We start from the raw sequence: 25,692 nt of genomic DNA, 5'->3' as shown, positions 1-25,692 counted from the left end.
AGGATAGGATGATGCGCATAAGTACATTACTTATCACGTTATTTTGAGAAAAATACACCGATTGCAAGGAGCAATAAGATGGTGTTGAAAAGTGATGGATATTCTTCAGACCATATTCGGTTAAATCGTTTCGTATTTTGGAGTTCAGCAATCAGTATCGGTATTTTTGGCCTGCTTTTTGTGCTGTTTCCAGAAAAAAGTCAGTTTTGGCTGACCTATGTACAAGAGCAAGTAAATCACTTTTTTGGGTGGTATTACATGCTGGTTATTGTGCTGTGTCTGGGTTTTGTTGGTTGGCTCGCTTTTTCAAAAGTAGGGCAGATTCCTTTGGGAAAAGATGACGACAAACCAGAGTTTAGTTATTTGGCTTGGACTTCAATGCTGTTTTCGGCAGGGATTGGTATTGCGCTACTTTATTATGGTGTGGCCGAACCGGTTGACCATTTTTTAAGACCGCCAGAAGGCGAGGCAGGAACGATTCAGGCAGCCCGTAATGCGATGACTTATAGCTTTTTGCATTGGGGGATTCATGGCTGGGTGCTCTATGCATTGCTCGGAGTTACTTTAGGCTACTTCGCTTTCAGACAAAACTTGCCATTAGCACTGCGTTCAGCACTTTACCCAATTTTTGGAGAGCGAGTGCATGGCTTGGTGGGCGATTTTGTCGATGGCTTTGGGATTTTAGCGACAGTTATTTCCTTGGTTACCAACTTGGGAATCGGAGCGTTAGTGCTTGTATCGGGCATTTGTTATTTACTTCCGCAAATTCCGGATAACTCTGCGACTTTAATTACTGCCGTGCTCATCATGATGTTCGTTGCGACGATTACGACAGTGGTGGGTATTGAAAAAGGTTTAGCATGGTTGTCGCGTATTAATTTACGTCTGCTGTATGCCTTACTTTTATTTGTATTTTTAACGGGTCCGACTAACCATTTATTAAATGGTCTGGTACAAAATACGGGCGATTATCTCAATAATTTTATTGGTAAAAGTTTTGATATGTATTTGTACAATCAAAAAGCCAGTGGCTGGTTGGGTTCGTGGACCGTATTTTATTGGGCTTGGTGGATTGCTTGGGCGCCTTTTGTCGGTATGTTTATTGCCCGTATTTCAAAAGGACGTACCATTCGTGAAGTTGTATTGGGTGTATGCCTGATTCCACTAGGCTTTACATTGGCTTGGATTTCAGTTTTTGGAAACACTGCAATTTATTTTATCTTGCAGCAAAAACAGAAAGTATTAGGTGATATGGTCTTAACTGATCCAGCATTATCTTTATTTAAATTACTCGAATATCTGCCGTTTAATCCGTACGTTGCGGGTATTGTTGTTGTAATTTGTTTCGTTTTATTTTTGACACCAGTTGGCTCTGGTACACTAATGATCGCTAATTTGTCCTCAAAAGGGGGCACCAATGATAGTGATTCACCGATCTGGTTACGCGTCTTTTGGTCTGTGGTAATTACCATTGTAAGTATTGGCTTACTTTTAGCCGGTAGTTTTAACTCCATGCAAAGTGCTGTGGTGTTATGTGGTTTACCATTTTCAGTCATTATTTTGCTTTATATGTTTGGTTTAGCTAAAGCATTAAAGCAAGATGATTTTGACCCTCAATTAGTGAAAAAACAGTTAGCTGTTTCAAAAGACATTTCAGTCCCATCGAATTGTGACCAGAATAAAGTGACCGAGGTTTTATAACCTCAATCGATCACATCTATATATTATTTTTTGCGTTTAAAGTCGTCTTTTCATTGTTTTAAATAAGAGTGAAAAGACGAAATTAAATATTTTGTTTTTATTTTATTCCTTGAGGATTGTATGGCAACAGATAATCCAAGAGCAGTTGATGATTTAACATTATCTAAATCTAAAAAAGACCCGCTCAACCGTGTGGTTTTTTATTTTTCAGCTGTACTTATTTTAATTTTTTCTCTCGTCACGTTTTTGTTCAACGATTTTGCAAATCGAGTCATGAATGCTGTGCTTCAGTGGGTGACTTCAACTTTTGGTTGGTATTATCTGCTTGCCGCAACACTATATATGGCCTTCGTGATTTTTATTGCCTGCTCAAGATATGGCAGTATCAAATTAGGACCTAAGCATTCAAAGCCTGAGTTTAGTTTACTCAGTTGGTCTGCCATGCTGTTCTCGGCGGGTATTGGTATCGACCTCATGTTCTTCTCGGTCGCTGAACCATTGTCTCATTACATGCAACCTCCGGTTGGAGTAGGTCAAACCTATGAAGCAGCACGCCAAAGTATGGTCTGGACATTGTTTCACTATGGCTTAACCGGCTGGTGTATGTATGCCTTGATTGGTATGTCGTTGGGATACTTTAGCTATCGTTATAATTTGCCGCTTACTATTCGTTCTGCTTTATATCCAATCTTTGGTCAAAGAATTAATGGTGCGATTGGGCATAGTGTTGATACAGCTGCCGTGATCGGGACAATTTTTGGTATTGCGACGACCTGCGGGATTGGAGTAGTACAGCTAAATTATGGCCTACATGTGTTATTGGGGTTACCAGAAAATATCTGGATGCAATTTATCCTGATTGCTGTTGCAGTGGGTATTAGTATTATTTCAGTGACATCCGGGGTCAATAAAGGCCTGCGGATTTTATCTGAAATCAATATTTATGTTTCGGTCGGGTTATTGCTGTTTATTTTATTCTTGGGAAATACCGAGTTTTTACTTAATGCTCTTGTCCAAAATATTGGTGACTATTTAACTCGTTTCCCTGCTTTAGCATTACAAAGTTTTGCTTTTGAACAGCCTAAAGAGTGGATGAGTAGTTGGACTTTTTTCTTCTGGGCGTGGTGGATTGCTTGGTCTCCATTTGTAGGACTCTTTTTGGCACGTATCTCAAGAGGGCGTACCATTCGTGAGTTTGTATGCGGCACCTTAATTATTCCACTTCTATTTACACTCACGTGGTTATCTATTTTTGGTAATAGTGCTCTGCACAGCGTTATTTTTGAAGGCAATCAAACCTTAGCAGCGACTGTGTTAGCAAATCCGGCTCATGGTTTCTACGACCTGTTAGCGCAATATCCGGGCTTTACCTTTATTGCTTCAATTGCCACCGTAACAGGGCTTTTATTCTACGTGACTTCTGCCGATTCGGGAGCGCTGGTTTTAGGTAACTTCACCACTAAACTGACTAATATTGATAATGATGCTCCACGTTGGTTAAGCGTGTTTTGGGCAGTGGCGATTGGTTTACTCACATTAGCTATGCTCATGACCAACGGCATTACCGCCTTGCAAAACGCAACTATTATTATGGGATTGCCGTTTAGTTTTGTAATGTTCCTTGTGATGGCAGGGCTTTATAAGTCGCTCAGACTTGAAGATTACAGGCATGCTAGTCTCAGTATGAATGCAGCGCCAGTGGTAGGGAACGTTGATATTCTGAACTGGAAACAGCGTTTAACTCGAGTCATGCATCATCCGGGAACCACTGAAACACAGCGCATGCTAGATATGGTGTGTTTGCCAGCTGTTCAGGCTGTTGCTGATGAGTTGATTAAGCAGGGCATGAATGTGGACGTGCAGCAAACCCCACTTGAAGATGAAGATACGCTTTACCATCTAGATCTCACCATTCATTTGGAAGAAGAGCAAAACTTTGTTTATCAGATTTGGCCTGTACGCTATAGCGCGCCGAACTTTAGCCAGCGTGTGAAACGAGGTAAACAGTTCTATTTCCGACTTGAAACCTATCTTTATGATGGCTCGCAAGATAACGATCTGGTCGGTTACAGTAAAGAACAGGTCATTAACGATATTTTAGATAAATATGAAAGACATATGACGTTCTTACATATTAATCGTATTAGCCCCGGGAATCGTCCATTGTTCCCAGATCCACAAGCTTAAGAGGAAAATGCATGGCTTCTCCTTATCTACATTCTTTTGCTTTATTTTTCTCGTTGCTCAATCCATTTTTAATGAGCATTTATATGATTGGCCTGATCCGCCATTCAGAAGCCAAGGTGTTTAATAAAGCACTGATTCAGGGAAGTTTGATTGCTTTTGTCGTGTTCATGCTATTTGCATGGGGCGGCGAAACAATTTTTAGTAAATATCTGAATGTACGTTTTGAAGCCTTTCAGATTTTTGGAGGTCTTATCTTTTTGGTGATTGGCTACCGCTATGTGTTTCAGGGGGCCGATACCATTGGAGAAATGCGTGGTGCTCCAGAACATCTGGCTGGCACCATTGCCATGCCGTTTATGATCGGTCCAGGGACTATTAGCGCTGCGGTAGTCACAGGGATTGAAATGTCCATCGGTGAAGCAGCCCTAGTGATTGCTTTCACCTTGTTTTTAACTTGCAGTATTTTGATTTTGATGAAATTTTCACATGATCATTTACGCTATAAACATGCCAAACATATTGACCGCTATTTTGATATTGTCGGGCGTTTATCTGCTTTATTAATTGGTACGATCGCCATTGATATGATCATTAATGGTGTGACAGGCGTCATTAATAAAGTTTAGCAAGTCACTCATAAGAACCTGCTATGCCATTGAACATGGAATAAAATGGCATAGCATCTTCTAAAAAATTCTAAGATAAATAAAACAGCTTTAAAAAATAACTTTAAAAATAGTGTCTTAAAAAATTAAATTTTAAAAAACAATCAAAGATATTAAAAAATACAATGCTATGTTGTGGATTTAAGCATGTTTTTTTTGTGAATTATCAACCATAATGTTGACTGAGCTTGTTTTAAGACAGAGTTGAGCTATGCCTACATTAGATGAAATGACCACAGCAACTGATGATCAGTCTGAATTGACGATGTCAGTTTTGATGACGCCTGATATGGCAAATTTTTCAGGTAATGTTCATGGTGGTACGATTCTAAAACTACTAGACCAAGTCGCTTATGCTTGCGCAAGTCGTTATTCGGGTGGCTACGTGGTGACTTTATCTGTAGATAAAGTAAATTTTAAAGAACCTATTTATGTAGGTGAGCTGGTGACCTTCTTGGCAAGTGTGAACCATGTAGGTCGTACTTCAATGGAAGTCGGAATCCGTGTTGAAGCGCAAAATATCCAGAAGCGAACAGTGCGCCATACCAATAGTTGTTATTTCACGATGGTTGCTGTTGATGAACAGGGCAAGCCATGTGAAGTACCTCAATTAAATCTCAATACAGAATGGAAGCGTTGCCGCTTTGAAGCTGCTGAGCATCGTAAGGTTTTACGTCTTCAAGAAAACCACAATCCATCTTGTAGCATGTATAAGAAAACTTCTTAAAAAAATACATCGAATTAAAAAAGGATCGAACCGCAGCATGGTTCGATCCTTTTCTTCTTTACCAAAATTCAGCGTCCATTTTTCATTTCAGTAAAATTATCTCTGAGCTTGGAGGAGAATGCTGAGAGAATTAACGAGTTGCAGGAGCAGCTTCAGAAGCAGAACCTACAGCATCAGATGCAGCATTTGCAGTGTTTGCTTGTTCTTGAGTTGAAACAACAACTTTTTCTTCACCAGCAGTGTTATGTGCTTGGTCGTGCTTAGAAGCAGCAAAAGTTGAAGCAGCAGTTAAAGCAAGTGTAGTAGCGAGTAAAGTTTTAGCTAATTTCATTTTATGGCATCCTTAAATTTCATTTAAAAATAAATTAAACCTAATCGTTCATACATACCTGAAACCTGTATGGCTGAATGACTAAGCTAGGACACATGCTAAGCCGAGCTTGGTATTACATCAATTAACTTAACAATCTATTACGGCTATCTTAACAATATGAAATATACGGGTCATTTATGTGAGCAATCTGTAAAATAAAAGGGCTTAAATACACCTTAAAATGTGAAAAAATATTTCTTATCGAATGAAAAAAGATCAACTGTGTTACGTAAACCTAACACTCTGGCATGAATTGTGAATGCGCCTAAATAGAATATTCCGTTTGAATTATAATTATCCAGAGTTAATATAGATTTTAAATGAGATGTATGTCACATATTAACTATTTTGGTCTGATAATTGAAAAGTATATCTTCAAAGTTAAAAATCATTTTCATGCTACTTAAACAGTGATATATCTTTCTTAGTTTTTTAAACCTTGTTGATTTGAGCTGCTTGTGAAACTGATAGCCCCAAAAACTGTTCCCACCCATATTATTTCTGGTTTTTTAGGGGCAGGAAAAACCACATTATTACAGCATTTATTAAGCCAAAAGCCTAAAGATGAGGTTTGGGCTGTATTAATGAATGAGTTTGGACAAATTGGAGTAGACCAACAACTCTTACCTCAAGATGAAGGATATGCAGTCAAAGAGCTATTAGGGGGCTGTCTATGTTGTAGCAGTCAATTGCCGATGCATATTGCTTTAGCACGTCTTTTGAGTGAACAAAAGCCAGATCGACTCTTTATTGAGCCGACTGGACTTGGGCATCCTTCTCAGTTATTTGACCAACTGACTGAGCCTCATTGGCAAAGTAGTTTAGCCATGCGGGCACTGATTACTGTGGTAGATGGTAGTCGTTTGCATGATACCAATTGGGTTAAACAAAACCTTTATGAAGATCAGTTAAAAGCTGCCCAGATTGTGGTGGTGTCACATACCGATGTTATGACTTTTGAAGATGATCAGGCGCTTGAGCTATTAAAAGACGAATACCAGCCTTATCACCAAGAGTGGATTAAAATTGAACATGGTCAGTTAGCGTTAAATAAAATTGATGTAGCTGCTCGTTTAACTGAGCGATCTATACAACCTTTACTTAAACTTCAAAAACAAATGACTGAAACCGAGGTCGCAAAGGAAATTAATCAATTACCTTATCATTATGTCGAGTCGGCACAAGGTTATATTGTGGCTGGTTGGAAGTTGCCTAAACGCTGGAAATTCGAGTTTTATGCTTTGCTAGATTTATTATGTGCACAGCAAGACTGGCTCCGAATTAAGGGAATTTTTAACACAGATCAAGGATGGAAAGTTTTTAACTTTAATCCTGATCAGTTTAATTATAAGTCGGGCGAAGAGGGTATTGATAACCGGATTGAAATCATTAGCGAACATAACCATGATTGGTTGGCTTTTGAAACAGCATTACTTGCCTGTCAGCTTGAAGAGTAGAGAACATTAAACCAAAAGTAATTCAATGTTCTCTGAAGAGTGGGATTAAGGTTTGCTATCTAACACAGCTTTAGCTTGCGCATGGTCAATATCTTTTTCCCAGTGAGCAATCACTACGGTCGCGACACAGTTACCAATTAAGTTGGTACAGGCACGAATAATTCCGATAAACCAGTCGACTGAAAGTAGAAGAACTAAGCCAATTGCAGGGAGACTTGGTATCACTGAAAGTGTGGCTGCAAGAATAACTAAAGCCGAGCCTGGAATACCGTGTGCACCTTTAGAAGTAATGAGTGAAACTAGCAAAATAGCCAGTAAGTCATGCATAGATAAATCAATATTGCAGGCCTGTGCAATAAAGATCACCCCTAAAGTTAAGTAAATTGAAAAGCCATCTAGATTAAATGAATAACCAGTTGGAATAACCAGACCGACAGTTGAATCCTTAATTCCCAAATTTTTGAGCTTTTTCATAATTTGAGGAAGAACAGAGTCAGAAGAAGCGGTACCTAAAACAATAGCGAGTTCATCTTTAAAATAACCCACAAATTTGAAAATGTTGAAACCGGCAAGTTTTAAAATCGAACCTAAAACAATAACGACAAATAAAATGCAGGTTGCATAAAACAGTAAAACTAAATAACCCAATTGTAAGAGTGAATCTAAACCAAATTTAGCAGTGGTATAGGCTACTGAACCGAATACACCAATTGGAGCTAAACGAATAATAAGTCCCATAATTTTAAAGAAGACTTCCGAAAAAGCTTCAAGCGCTTGACGTACTAACTCTGCTAAATGTTTAGGAATTAAAAGTAGGGAAACACCAAATAAAATAGCGATCAATAAAACCTGTAAAATATCGCCGTTTGCAAAAGCAGCAGTAAAGGTCTTCGGAATAATATTGAGTAGAAATTCCGAACCTGTATGCATCTCGTGGGCACGTTCGGTATAGGTACTTAAATCTTTTGCATCTAAATGGCTAATATCGATATTCATGCCGACGCCAGGTTTAAATACAAAGGCCACAATAATGCCTAAAATTAAGGCAATACTGGTGACGACTTCAAAATAGAGAATAGTTTTTGCACCGACTTTGCCCATTTTTTTAATGTCGTTTGCACCATAGATTCCCAGTACAACAACACAAAATACAATTGGTGCAATCAGCATCTTAATTAAAGAAATAAAACCATCACCTAATGGCTTTAGAGAAAGGGAGAAATCATGAAAGCCGATTCCAACTGCAACCCCAAGAAAGAGAGCACACAGAACCTGTAAAAATAAACTACGCTTGAGCTTTAGCCACATAAGTCATCAATTTTAGCAAGAGGAAAATATCTCTCTCTAAAGCAAAAAGTCGGCCAACTATAAAATAAGCTGAGCGTTTTGGAAGAATATGCAAATTTCACATGACAATGCTTTGCATTGTTCAGTTTTTTTATAATTTTTTACCCAAAATCGAGTATCCTTAGCGCCAAATTTTTGGACATATTAATCATGGCGCTTAAAGCAACAATTTATAAGGCAGACTTGAATATTGCCAATATGGATGACCATATTTATGGTGATTATCAACTGACGCTTGCCTTGCATCCTTCGGAAACTTTAGAACGCTTAATGGTTCGTTTGATGGCTTTTGCCCGTTTCGCAAGTGATGAGCTTGAGTTTACTAAAGACCTTTTTGAAACTGACGAGCCAGCATTATGGCAAAAAGATTTAACAGGTCAGTTAGAAACATGGATTGAAGTTGGCTTACCGTCTGAAGATAAAGTCAAAAAAGCCAGTGCGCGATGTAAAACAGTTGCGCTTGTTGTGTATGGCACACAAGTCGAAGACTGGTGGAAACGAAACAGTAAAATTAAAACGTTAAGTAATGTTCAAGTGTGGCAAATTGCTCCTCAAAGTACAGCAGAGCTTGAACAACTTTGTGAACGTACGATGCAGCTTCAATTAAATGTCATGGACAACGAGTGGACGCTTTTAGGTGAAAAGGGTCAGGCAAGTGTTGTGTGGACACAGTTACAGTAATATAGAAAAGCGCAACAAATTCTACAGATTCAGTTGGTACACTAAGTACCAATTGCGATTTTAAAGATTCAGATTAAGGGGTAAACCATGTCAAATGAATTAGAAATTATCGATTTAAAAGTAGGTGAAGGCAAAGAAGCGGTTAAAGGTGCTTTGATTACAACTCACTACACAGGTTGGTTAGAAGACGGTACAAAATTTGATTCTTCAATTGATCGCGGCAATTATTTTGAATGCGTGATTGGAACAGGCCGTGTAATTAAAGGTTGGGACCAGGGCATTATGGGAATGAAAGTTGGCGGCAAGCGTAAATTAATCGTACCTGCTCATTTAGCTTATGGTGAGCGTAAAATGGGTAAGATTATTCCTGCTAATTCTAATTTAATTTTTGAAATTGAATTATTTGATGTCAAAACTCGTGACTAGTGAAAATTTAAAGCCCTTTAGGGGGCTTTCTTGTTTATATGAGCTTTAAATATAAATACATTATTAATTTATATTTTAGCTTTTTAAATATTTAAGATTATTTTCAGATTATTTGATTATAAATGCTGACTGAGAAACTGTTCATTTATGGGCAGGCTGACATTAAGACCAAATTCCAAAAAATTTGCGTCTTAAAATCAAACTTCGCATAAATAATCTATATTGTTATTGAGACGCTATTTCATGATTATCCGCTTTGCATCTCCTTTGTTGAACATATCACTTGGCTTAGCTCTGGCAGGTTTGTCAAGCATGGCATTAGCCAAACCACCTAAACTGGACGCGTCAACACTTACGGTGATTGGTTATCATGAAATTACCGATACTAAAAATGCACTAATTCCTCAATATGCAGTGACGACTCAACAATTTACACAGCATGTTGAATGGCTGCAAAAAAACGGATTCCATTTTATTACGGTTGATCAGTTGATCCGTGCTCATCAAGGTAAATTTCAATTGCCTACAAAACCTGTTCTATTAACTGTAGACGATGGTTATCAATCTTTTTATCAAAATGCTTATCCTGTTATTAAAGCTAAAAAAATCCCTGTAGTACTCGCAGTAGTAGGTTCATGGTTAGAGCCAAAAGCAGGGCAGAAAGTTGATTTTTCAGGGGAAGAAATTCCACGCGATAAGATCTTAAGCTGGCCTGAGCTGAAAGAAATGCAAGATAGTGGCTTTGTTGAGATCGCAAGCCATAGCTATCATTTGCACCGCGGTATTACAGGCAACCCACAAGGCAACTCTGAACCTGCTGCAACTACTCGTTTTTATGATGTTAAAACTCAAACCTACGAGAACGATGCACAATATCAGTCACGTATCTATAACGACTTAAAGAAAAATAACGAATTACTAAAAGCACACGGCTTACGTTCACCACGTATTATGGTATGGCCATATGGTCGCTATAATATGCAAACAGTTCAAATTGCTAAAAAGCTTGGTATGCCAATTACCATTACACTTGATGATGGGGCAGACCACGCAAAACAATCTCTACAAAATATGAGTCGTATTTTGGTAGAAGGCGATATGACGACTGATGATTTGGCTCAAGAAATTAAAAATCGTGAATTGAATTTAACGGATAACAATCGTCCGCAAAAAATTATGCATATTGATCTGGACTATATTTATGATCCAGACCCGAAACAGCAAGAGCGTAATTTAGGTCACTTGTTAGACCGAATTAATGCGATGGGCGTAAATACCGTTTATTTACAAGCTTTTTCAGATCCAGATGCGAATGGCTCTGCTGATATGGTGTATTTCCCGAACCGTCACCTTCCAATGCGTGCCGACTTATTTAACCGTGTAGCATGGCAAATTCAAACCCGTACGCCTGTAAGTCGTATTTATGCATGGATGCCTTTATTGGCATGGGAACTACCAAAAACTGATCCTGTTTCTAAGGATTTGGTGGTAACAGAGCAAGCAAAAGCTGGTGAACACCTCAACATGGGGTATATCCGTTTAAGTCCGTTCTCAGCAGACGCACGCCAAACTATTCGTGAGATTTATCAAGATTTGGCTAAGTCATCTTCATTTAACGGGATTTTATTTCATGATGATGTCACCTTATCTGACTATGAAGATGCAAGTCCAGATGCCTTAAAAGCTTATGCGAAACAAGGCTTGCCAACAGATTTGGCAAAAATCCGTGATAACGATCAAGATTTGCAAAAATGGACGGCATATAAGACAAAATATCTAGATGATTTTGCAATGCAACTCGTTGATGACGTGCGACAATATGAACCGTTCTTGCTCACCGCACGTAACTTATATGCGCAAGTTGCTTTAAAACCATATGCAGAAAATTGGTATTCACAATCGCTTGAAGAGTCGTTAAAACGCTATGACTTTACGGCTATTATGGCAATGCCTTATATGGAACAGGTAGATAATGCTGATCAGTTCTATAAAGATATGGTTGATCGCGTGAAACAATATCCAAATGGTATTAAGAAAACCGTTTTTGAATTACAGGCAACCGACTGGCGTAAAAACGAAAAGGTACCTTCAACTGAAATGGCTGCAACAATTCATTCTCTTTATCAGCAAGGTGTAATGCATGTCGGATATTACCCAGATGATCCAATTAAAGATCATCCGGATGTGGACACTATGCATAAAGCATTTGCTGAAAAATCATCTCGTCTTGTGCCGTAGTTGAGGCTAAAACATGACAATCTTTGCTGCAATATGGTCGCATGCCTTAAAATTCGTTTTCTATTATCCATTATTCATGTCGTATTTATGGATGATTGGCGCGATTATTTTCTATTGGAAAGAACGTCAGGCCCCGCCTTACGATCAACCTGCTCCATTAGAGAGTTATCCAAAAGTCGCTGTGTTAATTCCTTGTTTTAATGAAGGGGATAATGCAGAAGAAACCATTAGCCATGCGTTAAAACTGGACTATCCTCATTTTGAAGTGATTGCGATTAATGATGGTAGCTCGGACAATACTGGTGAGGTACTCGACCGTTTAGCAGCACAACATGAAAAACTACGTGTTGTTCATTTGGCGCAAAACCAAGGTAAAGCAATGGGGTTGCAAGCCGGAAGCTTAATGACCGATGCCGAGTTTTTAATTGGTATTGATGGCGATGCTTTACTTGATCCTCATGCAGCAAAGTGGATGATTCGTCATTTTCAGGAAAATCCAACAGTTGCAGCGGTTACTGGTAACCCGCGTATCCGTACTCGCTCAACTTTATTAGGACGTATTCAGGTTGGTGAGTTTTCTTCAATTGTCGGCATGATTAAACGTGCACAACGCACCTTTGGGCGCTTATTTACCGTATCGGGTGTAATTACCGCTTTTCGTAAGAGCGCTGTTCACCAAGTCGATTATTGGTCACCCAATATGTTGACTGAAGATATCGATATTACTTGGAAATTGCAGCGTGCAGGTTGGGACATTCGTTTTGAACCGAATGCCTTAGTCTGGATTTTAATGCCTGAAACTTTAAACGGTTTGTGGAAACAACGTTTACGTTGGGCTATGGGTGGGGCACAGGTATTAATTAAAAATATTGATGTGTTCACCAAGCCAAAATTAAATTTTTTATGGCCTTTAATGTTTGAGCTTTGCTTAACCTTAGTTTGGTCATATTTAATGCTGGCGATGGCTTTATTATGGTTGGTACATTTTATTTTACCGGTCCCTGCTTTAGCCGTTGTGAGCTCTCCATTTTTACCGTATGGTAGCGGTATTTTATTGGGGGCAACCTGTCTCATTCAGTTTGCTTTAAGCAAATGGATGGATAGTCGTTATGAACCACATCTAGGAAAAAACTATTTCTGGATGATCTGGTATCCATTGGTCTTTTGGCTAATCACCATCTCGGCAACTATTGTGGCATTTCCAAAAGTTTTAAAACGTGGAGATGAGAAACGTGCGCGTTGGGTGAGCCCGGATCGGGGCATTCGTGGATGAAATGCAAGAGTCATGAGATTTTAAAGATCGTGCTGTATTGATGTCTGGGGAAAACCACAGCACTTCGTTAGGTAAAGAGAGAAATGAAGACAAATTCGTTGATTATTGATTTACGCCGTCAATTACCATGGCATAAGCGCTATGCTTCTACAACAAGCACAGCCATGATGTGGGCGGTTTGGTTGTTGCTGTGGCGTCCATTTGTACTGATCTGGGTTTTGGCTGAGCTCCAAAAAACACATTTGGTTCACCGTTTGTTTAGTGCCTTTGGTTTAGGCATTGAACATGGCATTACTGCGTTAATTGCTTGTGCAATTTGTTTATTGTTGTGGAGTCATGTGCTGCCTGAGCATCGTGTTGGTGGTAATGCGCTTAAAACAAAACAGACTGATGATTATGCGCGCTATTTTGATTTACCTGAACATGAAATTGAGCAGGGACGTAGTCAGAAAATTACAGTCGTTCATCATGATGAACTAGGTAAAATCGTTAGAGTTGAATAAAGCCAATTAATAAAAAAAGCCCGCATCATGTGGGCTTTTTTTACGCTAATTTCAGTATATCCATAAGTTTTAAGCTGTAAAGCGCAGTGCTTGAGCAGGTATTATTTACCTTTAAAAACAGGAGGTCTTTTTTGCAACATGGCAAACACACCTTCTTGAACATCTTCTGTTATGAGCAATGGTTGAAGATGGCTTTGCAGGTGATTAAAGGCAACCTCGTAACCTTCGTTAATAGCTTCACGCGCAGAGGCGAGAGTCGCTTTTACAGCAAGAGGAGCAGCTTGCGCAACATGTTCAGCAAGTTCTATTGCACGATTGAGCTGAGAACCTTCTGGGCATATTTCGGTAATCAGGTTCATATCAAATGCTGCTTTTACATCGAAAGAGTCACCAGTGAGTAAATAGCGCATGGCTTTTGCCCAACCCGCGGCTTGAGTAAAACGGGCGGTTGCTCCGCCAAAAGGTAAGATGCCACGTTGAACTTCCATTTGAGCAAATTGTGTATTTTCACTCGCAATCGTAATATCTGCGTTGAGGAATAGTTCTATACCAGCGGTGTAACAATAACCTTGTACCGCTACTATCAAAGGTTTACTGAGCTTTTGGCCGATTGTGCCCCAAGGGTTAATTTCATTTTCACTAAAATCAAAAACACCTGTAGCGAGTTTAGGTTGTAACTCAACTAGGTCTAAACCAGCTGTAAAATGATCACCATGAGCAAAGATAACAGCGCAGCGCAGGGCATCATTATTTTCATATTCGGTGAGCGCTAGTGATAAGTCTTTGATCATGTGACTATCAAAAGCATTACGTTTTGCTGCCCGATCTAGACCAATTAAAAAAATATGTCCACGAGTTTCACGGCTGACTTTTCCTGCTTGATTTGACATATTGTCACGCTCTTTATTTGTCTTTAATCATGTTTTAAACAATCGTTTAAAAACTAGCAAATATAATTTGTTCGCGACTCGATCGGTATTTCTTTTGTCTGTGCATTGAAATAAATCGATGACATTAGAAAAGAATAAAACCTCAGACAATGCCAATTTGCATAATTTATTTAAATTAGCAGTTTGCTTCGCTTTATATTTTTCTCATAATACCTCGTCAAATTGATCTCAATAAGCAGCTGTTTTTATGTCACCTCTAGAAATCTTTGCAGTCTTGATTAGCCTGATTGGAGTCGGATTAACGGTAATCCGTAATATGTGGTGTTGGCTGTTTAATTTCTTTGCCTTTGTTTTATATGCCTATTTGTTTTACGAATTTAAGCTATATGGCGAAACGATTTTGCAGTTCTTTTTTATGGTCGTAAATTTTTATGGCTTTTACTACTGGCTCAAAGGAAAGCAGCAAGATCACGACATTCGAATTGAACCGATAGCAGTTCAAACTGCTATCATCCAAATGATCATTGCCGCGGTAGGTGGCTTGCTTTTTGGCTTAATTCTTAAAAACTTTACTGATGCAGCAGTTCCTATGCTCGACTCACAACTTGCCGCATTTAGTTTGCTTGCAACGTATTGGACCAGCCGAAAACATATTGCGACTTGGATACTCTGGGTATTTGTCGATATTATTTATGTCGGCATGTTCATCTATAAAGATTTATTTTTAACAGCCGCTTTGTATGCAGCATTTGTTTTGATGGCAGCTTATGGTTGGTATCAATGGGAAAAGGTTAAAAAGAAACAGCTTTTAGCCTCAAACCAGCTTTAATTTGGAGTGTGATCATGCTGTTGAGCTTAGAGGTCTATAAACAACAACAATTTGATCAAATTGCTGCAAAAATAATGGCAGAGCCAAAACAGTATTGTGAATTTAATTCTGTATCAGATTTTTATAACGCTGCATGGCTTAAGAAATTTCCGCAAGGCAGCCAGATTTCTGCGACAGGTTTAGATGATGGTGCAGAAGAGTTTTATGCGGTAATCCAGTTTAAACAGCAGTATTTAAAATTTGATATTAAAGAAAATGATTCGACAATTATCTTTAAAGATATGAATGAGAACGTTTTAAAAAGTAATTTTTAATTTATGAAATAAAATCTAAAAAAAAGCGACTTAACGTCGCTTTTTTTAATAAATAAATTTGGAAATTTTATTCGCTGTTTCAACAACTAAACTTGCGATATCTTCTTTAAATGTTCTTTCATCGTAAGTTGTAATTGGACAACTTACAGAGATAACAGCCACCATCTTACCATTTGACTGTTTAAAAATAGGCGCCGCACAGGCTGCCATATCATGGTTGTAATGACCCCAGCTCACCATGGTTTTTTGAGTTTTTACGTAAGAGAGTCTTTGCAATAAAGCTTTTAAATTGGTTGGCGTCAGTTCAGAGAAACTGTCCCAATCGCTAAAATTGCGGTAACGCTGACGTACTTCCGTTTCAGGTAAATCAGATAAAAGCATTTGACCAATGACGGTTGCATGAGCAGGCCAGCGAGTTCCTAAACTAATGTTGCTCGTAAAGGTTCCCATCGACTGGATATTATTTACAAAGACAATATGAGTGCCTTCTAAAATTGAAAGATGTACCGCGAGTTTGGTTTGGTCACGTAGTTCTTTCATTAAAGGTGTCGATAAATCGAGTAATGAAAGTTTAGATAAACTGTTAAAACCAAGTTCCATAACTTTTGAATCGAGAGCGTAAGTTTTTTGAGATGCTTTTCTTAAATAGCCACAAGATTCGAGTGTATAGATCAGACGAAATGCACTAGAACGGTTCACTTCTAAAATTTCAGCAATTTCTGTAATGGTCATTTCTTGCGCTTGTTGGTTAAATGCTTGCAAGATAGCTAAACCCCGTACAAGACCGGGAACTAAATATCGATCATCATTTTTTGTTGTTTCCGATTCTTGCGAATCTTCATCAATTGCTATGCTCATTCGTGTCATTTTCCTATAAATAAAACATGATTCAATTTGGGGCATGCTGCTTTATTTTATAACTATTGTAATTGTTAAAAATGCATAAAACAATTTTTATATTTAAAACTTTGTTTCCTTCTTGAAACGTAACAAAATATTTAAAAATTAATAACACAATGAATTTTATATTTATTTTTACTTTGACAAAAAATGATCAAGGGGATTATGCTTAGCTTGTGTTTTGAAAATCAAATTATGTTTTGTATATAAAACAAAATGAGGACGCAAGGTATGAGTTGGATCTCAGTTTGTCAGCAGGGTGACGTTAGCGAAGATGAGCCGAAAGCCATCGAAATTGAAGGGAAAAAAATAGGCGTATTTTTCGTCGATGAAAATTACTTTGCTATCGAAAATGTTTGCCCTCATGCGTATGCCTTATTAACCGAAGGATTTATCGAAGATCAGACTGTTGAATGTCCATTGCACGAAGCAATTTTTGACATTCAAACAGGTGAGCTAAAAAGTGGGCCAGGGTGTAGAAACCTATGTACGTACCCAGTTCGTGTTGAAGGACAGGATATTCAAATTCAACTCTAGTCCTCACATGTACAAGGAAGCAGAACAATGAAGACATTTAATGAAAAGTTGGCAAGCTGGATTCATGCAACGCCGGCAACCGAAGCAGGTATCAACAATATTCAAATTCCAGGTCAATCTGAATTGTTGGTTTGGCAGACACGTTATAAAGAGCCAACGCTCTATGAACAGTATTTTGTAAAAAACTTGATTCAGGCATTTTCTGCGGGCGCAACAGAGTTAGATGACGTTGTTTCTGCACTTAATCAACAGGGTTTCCGCTGTGAATCTGGTGATGAATGGACTTCTGCAAGCTTTACAGAAGAAATGCAACGTTTAGGTTATTGATTCAGGGAAGAATAAAATGAACGCAATCGTATCAACTTCACAAAGCGCTGAAGAATATTTAGAACTTGGTTTACGTGACCAATGGCATCCGGTTTTGGCAAGTTGGGAAGTCGCTGCTAATCCAGTCGGAATTACCCGTTTAGGCGAAAATATTGTGGTTTGGCGTGATGCCGAAGGTCAGGTTCATGCACTTGAAGATCGCTGTCCACACCGCGGTGCTCGTCTTTCCCTTGGTTGGAACTTAGGCGACCGAGTTGCTTGCTGGTATCACGGTGTTGAAGTTCGTGCTGATGGTGTAGTTGCTGATGTGCCAGCGGTTCATGAATGTCCAATGACCGGAACTAAATGTTTAAAGAACTATCCTGTCATTGAGCAACATGGCGCAATCTTTATCTGGTTTGGTATTGATGCAAATGAACAACCAGCACCGCTTGTTTTCCCAGAGCAACTTGCAAGTGAAGAGTGGAGTGCGTTCCTTTGCCAAGCAGACTGGAAAGTAAACCATCAATACGCGATTGATAATGTGATGGACCCAATGCACGGGACCTATTTACATGCGACATCGCACTCGATGGCAGATGGTGAACGTACTGCAGAGATGAAGCACCGTACTACCGATAATGGCTTTGTTTTTGAAAAAGAAGGTCAAACAGGTGTGAACTTTGACTGGGTTGAATATGGTTCAACAGGTGCAAGCTGGTTACGTCTTTCGATCCCATACCGCAAACAATTTGGCCCAGGTGGTGAATTCTGGATTGTGGGTTATGCAACGCCAATTGATGCCAACAATACTCGCGTATTTTTCTGGCGCTGCCGTAAGGTGAGTGGTTGGCAACGTAATGTATGGCGTTTCTTATATCGCAATCACTTAGAACAATTGCATTGGGATGTATTGGAACAAGACCGAATTATTTTAGAAAACCTTGCGCCAAATGCGCGTGAAAAAGAATTCCTCTATCAACACGATGTTGGTCTGGCTCGTTTACGCCGTTTAATGAAAAAAGAAGCTGAGAAGCAATTAAAGAAAATTGCTGCACTAAATGCATCAAACCGTATCGAGATGCAGGAAGAAGCTCATGGCTAATGTAGCGTTGTTGCAAGGCAAAAAAGTTTTAGTGACTGGTGCTGCGCGTGGTTTAGGCCGAGATTTCGCGCAAGCGATTGCCGAGGCAGGCGCTGAAGTTGTGATGGCAGATATTTTGTCTGACTTGGTGCAACAAGAAGCCCAAGCGTTACAGCAACAAGGACTAAACGTTCATGCTGTCACCGTTGACCTTGCCAATGCAGACTCTATTGAAAATGCGGTTGCAAAAAGCGTTGAAGTATTACAGGGACTAGATGGCCTTGTGAATTGCGCGGCACTGGCGACCAATGTCGGTGGAAAAAATATGATTGATTACGATCCTGAACTTTGGGATCGGGTCATGAATATTAATGTGAAAGGCACATGGCTGATCAGTAAGGCATGCGTTCCCCATCTAAAGCAATCGGCTGCCGGCAAGATCATTAATGTTGCTTCCGATACAGCACTTTGGGGCGCTCCGAACCTGATGGCTTATGTGGCAAGTAAAGGTGCAATTGTTGCCATGACGCGTTCAATGGCAAGAGAGTTGGGGCAGTCCAATATCTGTGTCAACACATTGTCACCGGGTCTTACTCTGGTTGAAGCAACCGAGTATGTGCCTCAAGAACGTCACGATTTATATGTCAACGGAAGAGCGATTCAACGTCAGCAACTTCCACAAGATTTAAATGGAACAGCATTGTATCTACTGTCGGATTTGTCCTCTTTTGTGACAGGTCAAAATATTCCGGTCAATGGCGGTTTTGTCTTTAACTAAGGAGTAGTCAAATGATTACAGGGATCGAGATTTTAAAGTTTGGAGTTGAAGATAGAGCCGCTTCAAACAAGTTTTTAGCAGATTTTGGTTTAAGCCAAAGTACTTCGGATATTGAAGGCGCTGATCTTTATCAAACTCAAAACGGTAGCAAAATTTATTTATTTAATTGTGATGATGATCGTTTGCCAGCTGCTATTGAACAAGGTTCAACTTTACGTGAAGTGACTTGGGGCGTTGAAAGTACTCAAGACCTTGAAGATTTGGCAGCTCGTTTGGCCGATGTAGAAGGTTTTAAACGTACTGAAAATACAGTTCAGTGCCTTGACCCAAATGGCATGACTATTCGTTTTCAACAAAGTTTTGTTAAAGAAGTACCTGAACTTAAAACGGAAGGTATTAACCAGTACGGCAACATTCAACGTGTGAATGCCGCAAGTCCTGTCTATGAAAAGGGTCAACCTGTTGCGATTGGACACGTGGTGTTTTTCACACCGGATTTGGCAACAACTGAAAATTTCTATATCGAGAAAGTAGGTTTCCATTTATCTGATGCTTATAAAAATCGGGGTGCATTCTTACGTTGTCGCGGTGAAGGTTATCACCATGATTTATTCTTGCTCAGTGTTCCAAATAAACCTGCTGGCTTAAATCACGTTGCGTTTGTAGTACGTGATATCCATGAGGTGATTGGGGGCGGTTTAAATATGAATCGTTCGGAGTGGTCAACCTTTATTGGGCCCGGACGTCACCCAATTTCTTCTGCTTATTTCTGGTACGTCAACTCACCATTAGGTGGTGCATTTGAATACTACACTAACGATGACTATTTGACAGAAGAATGGCAGCCGCGTGTAGAAGAACATCGTCTAGAGCTTTTCACTGAATGGGCGATTGAAGGTGGTCTTGATGACACAACCCGCCGTCAGGTGAAGCCTGTTTAACAGGGATTGCTTTACAAGGAAGATGGCTATGGAAAAGATCGTAATTGTAGGTGCCGGACAGGCAGCGGGTTGGGCAGTAAGTACCTTGCGTCAAAATGGGTATGTGGGTGAAATTCACGTTGTTTCAAATGAAGATCAAGTGTTTTATGAACGTCCGCCACTGTCTAAGCAAGTACTTTCAAAAGAAGCAACGTATGAAAGTTTGAATCTGTTCTCACCTGAACAGGTTCAAGAGTTCAACGTTCAATGGCATAAACCGGAAATTGCAACAAAAGTCGATCGTGAGCAAAAACAGGTTCATTTAGAAAGCGGCCAGATCTTGCCGTATGACAAATTACTGATTGCAACTGGAAGCCGTGCCCGTGTACCCGTTAATACATGGCAGTTCATTCCTAATGTTGTGACTTTACGCAATGTGCATGACTGTGAGCGTTTAGCTGAAATTTTAAAGAATGCCAAAAAAGTCGCTGTGATTGGCGGTGGTTGGATTGGTTTAGAAATTGCTGCAACTGCACGTAAGCAAGGTAAAGATGTTCATATTTTTGAATATGGCGACCGTTTATGTGCAAGAAGTGTGAGTCCGGAAGTTTCTGCATTTTTAAAAAATATACATGAAGCTCAAGGTACAAAAATACATTTAGACAGCAAGAGCCTTCATTTGGTTGAAGCACCTAATCAGAAAGTTGAAGTGGTGAATCACCCACAAAATAGTCAGTTATTTGACTGTGTTGTGGTAGGTGCAGGCGCTGAGATTGCCAAAGAGTTAGGTGTACATGCTGGTCTCGATGTGAAAGATGGCATTGTGGTGAATTGTTTTGGGCAAACTTCAGATCAAAACATTTATGCCGCAGGTGATGTCGCGATTCATCCTGGTTTGGGTTATTGCATTCAGTCTTGGGCAAATGCACAAAATCAGGCGATTGCAGCAGCAAAGTCGATGCTCGGAATTGAAACTGAATATAGCGATATTCCATGGCTTTGGTCAGATCAATATCACTTTAATATCCAGATTTTAGGTACTTATCAACCTGAAAAAACGAAGGAAGTAGTCATTCGCCAAGGCGGTGAAGATCAGGTGAGCTATTTATATCTGGACCATGAAAATCGTTTGCTCAACATGATTGCCATTAATGATTCTAAACTGGTCAAACTGGCAAAACGTTGGATGCAAGCCAACACCGTTTTAGATCCAAAATTATTAGCAGATGCTGAATTTAATGTCATGAAGTTAAAACCGTAAAACATTAAATCTGGTTCTCATTACCAAATCGAAGGAATGACACATGAGTAATGAAGAAAAAAGTGGATTGAAGCATTGGGTACCTGCTTTTGTCCTTATGGTGTGTGTGGTACTGGCATTTTTCGACAAGATTAGTATTGCGGTTTTATTTTCAGATCCTCATTTTCAAAGTGCAATGGGAATTGCTGAAGATAAGGCCAAGCTCGGATGGCTCATGACAAGTTTCTTACTTGCTTATGGTTTTTCATCAGTCTTTCTAAGCTTTTTGGGTGACATTTTTAACCCAAAGAAAATGCTGTTCTGGAGCGTAACGTCGTGGGGCGTACTCATGTTCTGTATGGGGTTCACCACCAGTTATTCAGGCATGTTGATTTTACGTGTACTGCTTGGTTTAGCTGAAGGCCCGTTATTTGCCTTGGCATATACCATTGTTAAGCAGACTTATTCAGACCGTCAGCAGGCACGTGCTTCTACCATGTTCTTACTTGGAACACCGATAGGTGCATTTCTTGGGTTCCCGATCACTGCAAATGTTTTAGCTCACCACGACTGGCACACCACTTTTTTTGTGATGGCTGCGCTAACCCTGATTGCGATTTTTAGCATTGTTTTTGGTCTGCGTAACTTGCAGCTCAAGAAAACTGTTGAAATTGAGGGCGAGAGTAAACGCACTAATTTCAAAGGTCACATTACTAATACTAAATTGCTGCTCAGCAACAGCGCATTCTGGTTGGTTTGTCTCTTTAACATTGCGTTGATGACGTATTTGTGGGGTTTAAACAGCTGGGTTCCTTCTTACCTAATGCAAGACAAAGGATTCAATCTCAAAGAGTTTGGGATGTATTCAAGCTTTCCGTTCATTGCCATGTTAATTGGCGAAATTATCGGTGCGTTTTTATCTGACAAGTTAGGCCGCCGTGCAATTCAAGTATTTAGCGGTTTATTACTCGCGGGCATCTTCATGTATGTGATGGTCATAATGACCGAGCCATTATTGATTATTGCTGCCATGTCTTTAAGTGCTATGGCGTGGGGTTTTGGAGTAGCAGCTGTATTTGCTCTGCTTGCAAGAGTGACGACCTCAAATGTAGGGGCGACTGCGGGTGGAATATTTAACGGTTTAGGTAATTTTGCAAGTGCAATTGCGCCTGTTCTTATCGGTTACATCGTGATGCAAACACACAGTTTTAATTTAGGAATTACCTTCTTGGCTGCTGTCGCTGTCATTGGGTCGTTGTTCTTGGTTCCTCTTTTAAAACGTTATTAATTCACTGTATAGGAGTTTAAAAAATGACTACACAACAATTCGAATCGTGGGCACAACCAGAGGGTGCTTCTTTAGAAGATTGGTTAAACACACGTATTGCTCGCTTTGAGACACGTAAATACGACTTTGATGCTTTGAAGTTCCAAGCAGATTACGACCCGAAATATCGCCGTGCACAAATGCGTTACATGGGTACGGGTGCAACAGGTGTTGCAAATGACGGTAACACCGTTCCAGCAGAAAACTTCACGTTTTCAACCATGGTTCTACCACCACAGTGTGAAGGCCCTTTGCATATTCACCACGATGTTGAAGAAGTTTTCTTTATGCTCCGCGGCGAAATTGATTTGTTTATTGAGCACAACGGCGAAAAATTTGAAACCCGTTTAAAAGAGCGTGATCTGATTTCAATTCCACCGGGTATTTACCGTGGTCTATTTAACCCAGGTCAAGAAGATGCCTTGATGTGTGTGATGTTGGGAACAGGTAAACCAACCATTCCGAACTATCCACCAGAGCATCCATTGTCTCAAATTAAACGTTAATTGTTCGATGAAGTGAATGAAGGAAAGAATTGAAAATGATGACACTCATTGAAAAGTTAGCAGAATTTCCGGTGAAAACCGTCACTGTTCAAGGCCAGCAACAAGCTTATCGGGAAGCCGGTCAGGGCGAGTACCTTGTGCTGTTGCATGGCATTAGTTCAGGCTCTGCTTCATGGGTAAACCAACTTGAAGTGCTGTCTCATCATTTTCATGTCATTGCCTGGGACGCACCAGGCTATGGCAAATCAGATGAACTTTTAACTGATCAGCCCAATGCTACTGACTACGCAAAGCGTTTGGCAGCATTGTTAGATGTTTTAAAAATTGAAAAAGCGATTGTGGTCGGACACTCATTAGGTGCCTTACAGGCCAGTGCATTTGCTGCACTTTACCCAGAGCGAGTGGAACACTTGGTTGTTGCTAACTTAGCTCAAGGCTACCAACGCTACGATGAGCAAACACAAATTCAGGTTTTTGAAAAAAGACCAAAAATGTTGAAAGAACTCGGTGCTAAAGGAATGGCCGAAAGCCGTGGACCTCATTTGATTTATAAACAAGAACCACAGGCCTTAGCTTTAGTTTCAGAGGTGATGCAGCAGTTGACCTTACAAGGTTTCACCCATGCATCGTACTTACTGGCATATGACGAAATACGTAATTACTTAACCGATTTAAAAGTCCCATGCACAGTGATTGCAGGGCAGCAAGATCAAATCACTCCTGCGTTAGGTATACAAGAGCTTGCTCAGGAATTGCAGTTGGAGCAGCGCTTCGTCATAGAAGATGCCGGACATTTAAGTTATGTCGACCAACCGCAAGCATTTAACCAAATTATGTTGACGATTCAGGAACAATCGTAAGAGAGATTAAGGATTATGAGCTTCCAAGTTGAAGGAAAAGTTGCAGTTGTTACCGGTGGCTCATCTGGGATTGGGCTGGCTGCTGTTGAAATACTGGTTGCAGAGGGTGCAAAAGTTGCTTGGTGTGGTCGCGATGAAGAACGTTTAAATGCTTCTAAGCACTATATTTTAGAAAAATTTCCACATGCCAATATTTTTACCAAAGCATGTAATGTGTTGAAAAAAGAAGAAGTTCAGCAATTTGCCAAAGAGGTCAAACTCAATTTGGGCAATGTGGACATGCTCATTAACAATGCTGGGCAAGGCCGTGTTTCAAATTTTGAAAACACACAAGATGAAGACTGGATGAAAGAAATCGAGCTGAAATATTTCAGTGTCTTACATCCGGTACGGGCTTTTCTCGACGACTTAAAACAGTCGCCAAATGCCTCAATTACCAATGTGAACTCGTTACTGGCATTGCAACCGGAACCGCACATGATTGCGACTTCATCTGCACGCGCTGCGCTGTTGAATTTAACCCATTCATTGGCGCATGAGTTTACTCAATATGGCGTTCGTGTGAACTCGATTTTACTTGGAATGGTCGAATCTGCGCAGTGGAAACGCCGTTATGAAACCCGTTCAGATTTAAATCTGTCATGGGAAGAGTGGACAGGCAATATCGCAAAAAATCGTGGCATTCCTATGCAGCGCTTAGGCCGTCCAGAAGAGCCTGCACGTGCATTAGTTTTCTTGGCATCACCATTGGCATCTTACACCACAGGTTCGGCAATAGATGTCTCGGGTGGTTTTAACAAACATTTATAAATATCAGGTGCTGTCATGAAAAAGTTGATGATGATTGGTTTTGGCGCAATGGCAGCAGAAGTGTATGCCCACTTGCCTCAAGATCTGCAACTCAAGTGGATTGTAGTGCCATCTCGCAGCATTGAAAAAGTGCAGTCACAAGTCTCTTCTGACATTCAAGTAATTTCAGATATTGAGCAATGTGATGGTGAGCCTGACTATGTCATTGAGGTGGCAGGTCAAGCAGCAGTGAAAGAGCATGCTCAAAAAGTTTTAGCTAAAGGCTGGACCATTGGCCTGATTTCGGTGGGTACTTTGGCTGATAGCGAATTTTTGGTTCAGCTTAAGCAAACTGCCGAAAAAAATGATGCACATCTGCATTTACTTGCAGGGGCTATCGCAGGCATTGACGGTATTTCTGCGGCCAAAGAAGGTGGTTTGCAAAAAGTCACTTACAAAGGCTGCAAAAGTCCAAAAAGCTGGAAGGGCAGTTATGCAGAGCAATTGGTCGATTTAGACCATGTTGCTGAACCTACGGTCTTTTTCACTGGAACTGCCCGTGAAGCTGCAACCAAATTTCCAGCCAATGCCAATGTTGCAGCAACCATTGCACTTGCAGGACTTGGTATGGATGAAACCATGGTTGAGTTAACTGTTGATCCAACCATCAACAAAAACAAACACACCATTGTGGCAGAAGGTGGTTTTGGACAAATGACCATTGAACTGGTGGGCGTGCCGTTACCAAGTAACCCAAAAACATCAACTTTGGCTGCGCTTAGCGTGATTCGTGCTTGTCGCAACAGTGTAGAAGCAATACAAATTTAAGAAGGA

General features: G+C 40.0%; 27 protein-coding genes. 23 read left to right on the top strand and 4 right to left on the bottom strand.

Going from position 1 to position 25,692, the window contains the following annotated elements; all coding sequences use genetic code 11:
• The first annotated feature begins 78 nt into the window (after nucleotides 1-78).
• The 4 genes from AAC388_RS13705 (at nucleotide 79) to AAC388_RS13690 (ending at nucleotide 5,280) form a co-directional block, all read left to right on the top strand.
• Nucleotides 79-1,701 (top strand): BCCT family transporter, encoded by a 1,623-nt coding sequence (locus AAC388_RS13705; RefSeq protein WP_002117782.1) that lies wholly within the window; start codon nucleotides 79-81, stop codon nucleotides 1,699-1,701.
• Nucleotides 1,702-1,821: 120 nt separating this feature from the next.
• On the top strand, nucleotides 1,822-3,888 hold the full coding sequence (locus AAC388_RS13700; RefSeq protein WP_064784315.1) for a choline transporter: 2,067 nt from the start codon (nucleotides 1,822-1,824) through the stop codon (nucleotides 3,886-3,888).
• A gap of 11 nt (nucleotides 3,889-3,899) precedes the next feature.
• Nucleotides 3,900-4,514, top strand: coding sequence for a MarC family protein (locus AAC388_RS13695; RefSeq protein ID WP_002117499.1), 615 nt, complete (start codon nucleotides 3,900-3,902; stop codon nucleotides 4,512-4,514).
• A gap of 250 nt (nucleotides 4,515-4,764) precedes the next feature.
• Nucleotides 4,765-5,280 (top strand): acyl-CoA thioesterase, encoded by a 516-nt coding sequence (locus tag AAC388_RS13690; RefSeq protein ID WP_005070756.1) that lies wholly within the window; start codon nucleotides 4,765-4,767, stop codon nucleotides 5,278-5,280.
• A 130-nt stretch (nucleotides 5,281-5,410) separates the two neighbouring features.
• Here the strand turns inward: AAC388_RS13690 and AAC388_RS13685 are convergent, their stop codons facing one another.
• A complete protein-coding gene (locus AAC388_RS13685) occupies nucleotides 5,411-5,611 on the bottom strand; it encodes a hypothetical protein (protein WP_000761577.1) in 201 nt (66 codons plus the stop codon).
• Nucleotides 5,612-6,111: 500 nt separating this feature from the next.
• Between AAC388_RS13685 and AAC388_RS13680 the strand changes: the two genes are divergently transcribed.
• Nucleotides 6,112-7,110 carry a GTP-binding protein gene (locus tag AAC388_RS13680; protein ID WP_202732859.1) on the top strand — a complete coding sequence of 333 codons (999 nt, stop codon included), beginning with the start codon at nucleotides 6,112-6,114 and terminating at the stop codon, nucleotides 7,108-7,110.
• Between the two features lie 45 nt (nucleotides 7,111-7,155).
• Here AAC388_RS13680 and dctA read toward each other — a convergent pair whose 3' ends face one another.
• The gene (dctA, locus tag AAC388_RS13675) at nucleotides 7,156-8,418 is read right to left on the bottom strand and encodes a C4-dicarboxylate transporter DctA (protein WP_342370807.1); all 1,263 of its coding nucleotides are present in this window, start codon (nucleotides 8,416-8,418) and stop codon (nucleotides 7,156-7,158) included.
• A 189-nt stretch (nucleotides 8,419-8,607) separates the two neighbouring features.
• On the opposite strand from dctA, the gene AAC388_RS13670 reads away from it, so the two are divergent.
• The 5 genes from AAC388_RS13670 (at nucleotide 8,608) to pgaD (ending at nucleotide 13,578) form a co-directional block, all read left to right on the top strand.
• On the top strand, nucleotides 8,608-9,138 hold the full coding sequence (locus AAC388_RS13670; protein ID WP_005075397.1) for a YaeQ family protein: 531 nt from the start codon (nucleotides 8,608-8,610) through the stop codon (nucleotides 9,136-9,138).
• A gap of 87 nt (nucleotides 9,139-9,225) precedes the next feature.
• A complete protein-coding gene (locus tag AAC388_RS13665; RefSeq protein WP_002117532.1) occupies nucleotides 9,226-9,564 on the top strand; it encodes an FKBP-type peptidyl-prolyl cis-trans isomerase in 339 nt (112 codons plus the stop codon).
• Between the two features lie 243 nt (nucleotides 9,565-9,807).
• Nucleotides 9,808-11,802, top strand: coding sequence for a poly-beta-1,6-N-acetyl-D-glucosamine N-deacetylase PgaB (gene pgaB / locus AAC388_RS13660; protein WP_342370806.1), 1,995 nt, complete (start codon nucleotides 9,808-9,810; stop codon nucleotides 11,800-11,802).
• Nucleotides 11,803-11,815: 13 nt separating this feature from the next.
• Nucleotides 11,816-13,075, top strand: coding sequence for a poly-beta-1,6-N-acetyl-D-glucosamine synthase (gene pgaC, locus AAC388_RS13655; RefSeq protein WP_002117710.1), 1,260 nt, complete (start codon nucleotides 11,816-11,818; stop codon nucleotides 13,073-13,075).
• Between the two features lie 83 nt (nucleotides 13,076-13,158).
• The gene (gene pgaD, locus AAC388_RS13650; protein ID WP_017403159.1) at nucleotides 13,159-13,578 is read left to right on the top strand and encodes a poly-beta-1,6-N-acetyl-D-glucosamine biosynthesis protein PgaD; all 420 of its coding nucleotides are present in this window, start codon (nucleotides 13,159-13,161) and stop codon (nucleotides 13,576-13,578) included.
• Between the two features lie 101 nt (nucleotides 13,579-13,679).
• On the opposite strand, the gene AAC388_RS13645 is transcribed toward pgaD, so the two are convergent.
• Nucleotides 13,680-14,468: a crotonase/enoyl-CoA hydratase family protein gene (locus AAC388_RS13645; RefSeq protein ID WP_342370805.1), complete on the bottom strand. Its 789-nt coding sequence runs from the start codon at nucleotides 14,466-14,468 to the stop codon at nucleotides 13,680-13,682.
• Nucleotides 14,469-14,715: 247 nt separating this feature from the next.
• Here AAC388_RS13645 and pnuC point away from each other — a divergent pair, with 247 nt between their 5' ends.
• Both pnuC and AAC388_RS13635 read left to right on the top strand, forming a co-directional pair.
• Nucleotides 14,716-15,297 carry a nicotinamide riboside transporter PnuC gene (gene pnuC, locus AAC388_RS13640; protein WP_005070736.1) on the top strand — a complete coding sequence of 194 codons (582 nt, stop codon included), beginning with the start codon at nucleotides 14,716-14,718 and terminating at the stop codon, nucleotides 15,295-15,297.
• 14 nt (nucleotides 15,298-15,311) lie between these two features.
• Nucleotides 15,312-15,611 (top strand): hypothetical protein, encoded by a 300-nt coding sequence (locus AAC388_RS13635; RefSeq protein ID WP_032056871.1) that lies wholly within the window; start codon nucleotides 15,312-15,314, stop codon nucleotides 15,609-15,611.
• Nucleotides 15,612-15,656: 45 nt separating this feature from the next.
• On the opposite strand, the gene AAC388_RS13630 is transcribed toward AAC388_RS13635, so the two are convergent.
• Entirely contained in the window at nucleotides 15,657-16,469 is an 813-nt protein-coding gene (locus AAC388_RS13630; protein WP_017399043.1) for an IclR family transcriptional regulator, read from the bottom strand.
• A 273-nt stretch (nucleotides 16,470-16,742) separates the two neighbouring features.
• Here AAC388_RS13630 and AAC388_RS13625 point away from each other — a divergent pair, with 273 nt between their 5' ends.
• From AAC388_RS13625 to AAC388_RS13575, 11 genes are read left to right on the top strand one after another with little or no spacing between them, the layout of a single operon-like run.
• A complete protein-coding gene (locus AAC388_RS13625) occupies nucleotides 16,743-17,048 on the top strand; it encodes a non-heme iron oxygenase ferredoxin subunit (protein WP_002117586.1) in 306 nt (101 codons plus the stop codon).
• Nucleotides 17,049-17,075: 27 nt separating this feature from the next.
• Nucleotides 17,076-17,375 (top strand): recombinase-like helix-turn-helix domain-containing protein, encoded by a 300-nt coding sequence (locus AAC388_RS13620; protein WP_342370804.1) that lies wholly within the window; start codon nucleotides 17,076-17,078, stop codon nucleotides 17,373-17,375.
• 16 nt (nucleotides 17,376-17,391) lie between these two features.
• The gene (locus AAC388_RS13615; protein WP_342370803.1) at nucleotides 17,392-18,459 is read left to right on the top strand and encodes an aromatic ring-hydroxylating dioxygenase subunit alpha; all 1,068 of its coding nucleotides are present in this window, start codon (nucleotides 17,392-17,394) and stop codon (nucleotides 18,457-18,459) included.
• On the top strand, nucleotides 18,452-19,216 hold the full coding sequence (locus AAC388_RS13610) for an SDR family oxidoreductase (RefSeq protein ID WP_005070723.1): 765 nt from the start codon (nucleotides 18,452-18,454) through the stop codon (nucleotides 19,214-19,216). Before AAC388_RS13615 ends, AAC388_RS13610 begins: the two co-directional genes overlap by 8 nt.
• A gap of 11 nt (nucleotides 19,217-19,227) precedes the next feature.
• The gene (locus tag AAC388_RS13605) at nucleotides 19,228-20,157 is read left to right on the top strand and encodes a VOC family protein (RefSeq protein WP_342370802.1); all 930 of its coding nucleotides are present in this window, start codon (nucleotides 19,228-19,230) and stop codon (nucleotides 20,155-20,157) included.
• 28 nt (nucleotides 20,158-20,185) lie between these two features.
• On the top strand, nucleotides 20,186-21,397 hold the full coding sequence (locus AAC388_RS13600; protein ID WP_342370801.1) for an FAD-dependent oxidoreductase: 1,212 nt from the start codon (nucleotides 20,186-20,188) through the stop codon (nucleotides 21,395-21,397).
• 43 nt (nucleotides 21,398-21,440) lie between these two features.
• Nucleotides 21,441-22,664 carry an MFS transporter gene (locus AAC388_RS13595; RefSeq protein ID WP_005075416.1) on the top strand — a complete coding sequence of 408 codons (1,224 nt, stop codon included), beginning with the start codon at nucleotides 21,441-21,443 and terminating at the stop codon, nucleotides 22,662-22,664.
• 23 nt (nucleotides 22,665-22,687) lie between these two features.
• The gene (locus AAC388_RS13590) at nucleotides 22,688-23,209 is read left to right on the top strand and encodes a cupin domain-containing protein (RefSeq protein ID WP_002117566.1); all 522 of its coding nucleotides are present in this window, start codon (nucleotides 22,688-22,690) and stop codon (nucleotides 23,207-23,209) included.
• A 35-nt stretch (nucleotides 23,210-23,244) separates the two neighbouring features.
• On the top strand, nucleotides 23,245-24,069 hold the full coding sequence (locus tag AAC388_RS13585; RefSeq protein ID WP_068530344.1) for an alpha/beta hydrolase: 825 nt from the start codon (nucleotides 23,245-23,247) through the stop codon (nucleotides 24,067-24,069).
• A gap of 15 nt (nucleotides 24,070-24,084) precedes the next feature.
• Nucleotides 24,085-24,879 (top strand): SDR family oxidoreductase, encoded by a 795-nt coding sequence (locus AAC388_RS13580; RefSeq protein WP_204085979.1) that lies wholly within the window; start codon nucleotides 24,085-24,087, stop codon nucleotides 24,877-24,879.
• A 15-nt stretch (nucleotides 24,880-24,894) separates the two neighbouring features.
• The gene (locus AAC388_RS13575; protein ID WP_342370800.1) at nucleotides 24,895-25,686 is read left to right on the top strand and encodes an aspartate dehydrogenase; all 792 of its coding nucleotides are present in this window, start codon (nucleotides 24,895-24,897) and stop codon (nucleotides 25,684-25,686) included.
• The last annotated feature ends 6 nt before the right edge of the window (nucleotides 25,687-25,692 follow it).

The sequence above is a fragment of the Acinetobacter sp. D009 genome (genome assembly GCF_038562025.1).
Lineage (GTDB): Bacteria > Pseudomonadota > Gammaproteobacteria > Pseudomonadales > Moraxellaceae > Acinetobacter > Acinetobacter pittii.
This window is presented reverse-complemented; position numbering and strand designations above follow the sequence as displayed.

Excerpts from the sequence above, each read along its gene's own strand:
- dctA (WP_342370807.1), bottom strand. The coding sequence starts at position 8,418 with ATGTGGCTAAAGCTCAAGCGTAGTTTATTTTTACAGGTTCTGTGTGCT.
- AAC388_RS13645 (WP_342370805.1), bottom strand. The coding sequence starts at position 14,468 with ATGTCAAATCAAGCAGGAAAAGTCAGCCGTGAAACTCGTGGACATATT.
- AAC388_RS13635 (WP_032056871.1), top strand. The coding sequence starts at position 15,312 with ATGCTGTTGAGCTTAGAGGTCTATAAACAACAACAATTTGATCAAATT.
- AAC388_RS13630 (WP_017399043.1), bottom strand. The coding sequence starts at position 16,469 with ATGAGCATAGCAATTGATGAAGATTCGCAAGAATCGGAAACAACAAAA.
- AAC388_RS13605 (WP_342370802.1), top strand. The coding sequence starts at position 19,228 with ATGATTACAGGGATCGAGATTTTAAAGTTTGGAGTTGAAGATAGAGCC.
- AAC388_RS13685 (WP_000761577.1), bottom strand. The coding sequence starts at position 5,611 with ATGAAATTAGCTAAAACTTTACTCGCTACTACACTTGCTTTAACTGCT.
- pgaB (WP_342370806.1), top strand. The coding sequence starts at position 9,808 with ATGATTATCCGCTTTGCATCTCCTTTGTTGAACATATCACTTGGCTTA.
- AAC388_RS13580 (WP_204085979.1), top strand. The coding sequence starts at position 24,085 with ATGAGCTTCCAAGTTGAAGGAAAAGTTGCAGTTGTTACCGGTGGCTCA.
- AAC388_RS13575 (WP_342370800.1), top strand. The coding sequence starts at position 24,895 with ATGAAAAAGTTGATGATGATTGGTTTTGGCGCAATGGCAGCAGAAGTG.
- AAC388_RS13670 (WP_005075397.1), top strand. The coding sequence starts at position 8,608 with ATGGCGCTTAAAGCAACAATTTATAAGGCAGACTTGAATATTGCCAAT.
- pnuC (WP_005070736.1), top strand. The coding sequence starts at position 14,716 with ATGTCACCTCTAGAAATCTTTGCAGTCTTGATTAGCCTGATTGGAGTC.
- pgaD (WP_017403159.1), top strand. The coding sequence starts at position 13,159 with ATGAAGACAAATTCGTTGATTATTGATTTACGCCGTCAATTACCATGG.
- AAC388_RS13620 (WP_342370804.1), top strand. The coding sequence starts at position 17,076 with ATGAAGACATTTAATGAAAAGTTGGCAAGCTGGATTCATGCAACGCCG.
- AAC388_RS13665 (WP_002117532.1), top strand. The coding sequence starts at position 9,226 with ATGTCAAATGAATTAGAAATTATCGATTTAAAAGTAGGTGAAGGCAAA.
- AAC388_RS13690 (WP_005070756.1), top strand. The coding sequence starts at position 4,765 with ATGCCTACATTAGATGAAATGACCACAGCAACTGATGATCAGTCTGAA.
- AAC388_RS13700 (WP_064784315.1), top strand. The coding sequence starts at position 1,822 with ATGGCAACAGATAATCCAAGAGCAGTTGATGATTTAACATTATCTAAA.
- pgaC (WP_002117710.1), top strand. The coding sequence starts at position 11,816 with ATGACAATCTTTGCTGCAATATGGTCGCATGCCTTAAAATTCGTTTTC.
- AAC388_RS13585 (WP_068530344.1), top strand. The coding sequence starts at position 23,245 with ATGATGACACTCATTGAAAAGTTAGCAGAATTTCCGGTGAAAACCGTC.
- AAC388_RS13595 (WP_005075416.1), top strand. The coding sequence starts at position 21,441 with ATGAGTAATGAAGAAAAAAGTGGATTGAAGCATTGGGTACCTGCTTTT.
- AAC388_RS13705 (WP_002117782.1), top strand. The coding sequence starts at position 79 with ATGGTGTTGAAAAGTGATGGATATTCTTCAGACCATATTCGGTTAAAT.
- AAC388_RS13695 (WP_002117499.1), top strand. The coding sequence starts at position 3,900 with ATGGCTTCTCCTTATCTACATTCTTTTGCTTTATTTTTCTCGTTGCTC.
- AAC388_RS13600 (WP_342370801.1), top strand. The coding sequence starts at position 20,186 with ATGGAAAAGATCGTAATTGTAGGTGCCGGACAGGCAGCGGGTTGGGCA.
- AAC388_RS13615 (WP_342370803.1), top strand. The coding sequence starts at position 17,392 with ATGAACGCAATCGTATCAACTTCACAAAGCGCTGAAGAATATTTAGAA.
- AAC388_RS13625 (WP_002117586.1), top strand. The coding sequence starts at position 16,743 with ATGAGTTGGATCTCAGTTTGTCAGCAGGGTGACGTTAGCGAAGATGAG.
- AAC388_RS13610 (WP_005070723.1), top strand. The coding sequence starts at position 18,452 with ATGGCTAATGTAGCGTTGTTGCAAGGCAAAAAAGTTTTAGTGACTGGT.
- AAC388_RS13590 (WP_002117566.1), top strand. The coding sequence starts at position 22,688 with ATGACTACACAACAATTCGAATCGTGGGCACAACCAGAGGGTGCTTCT.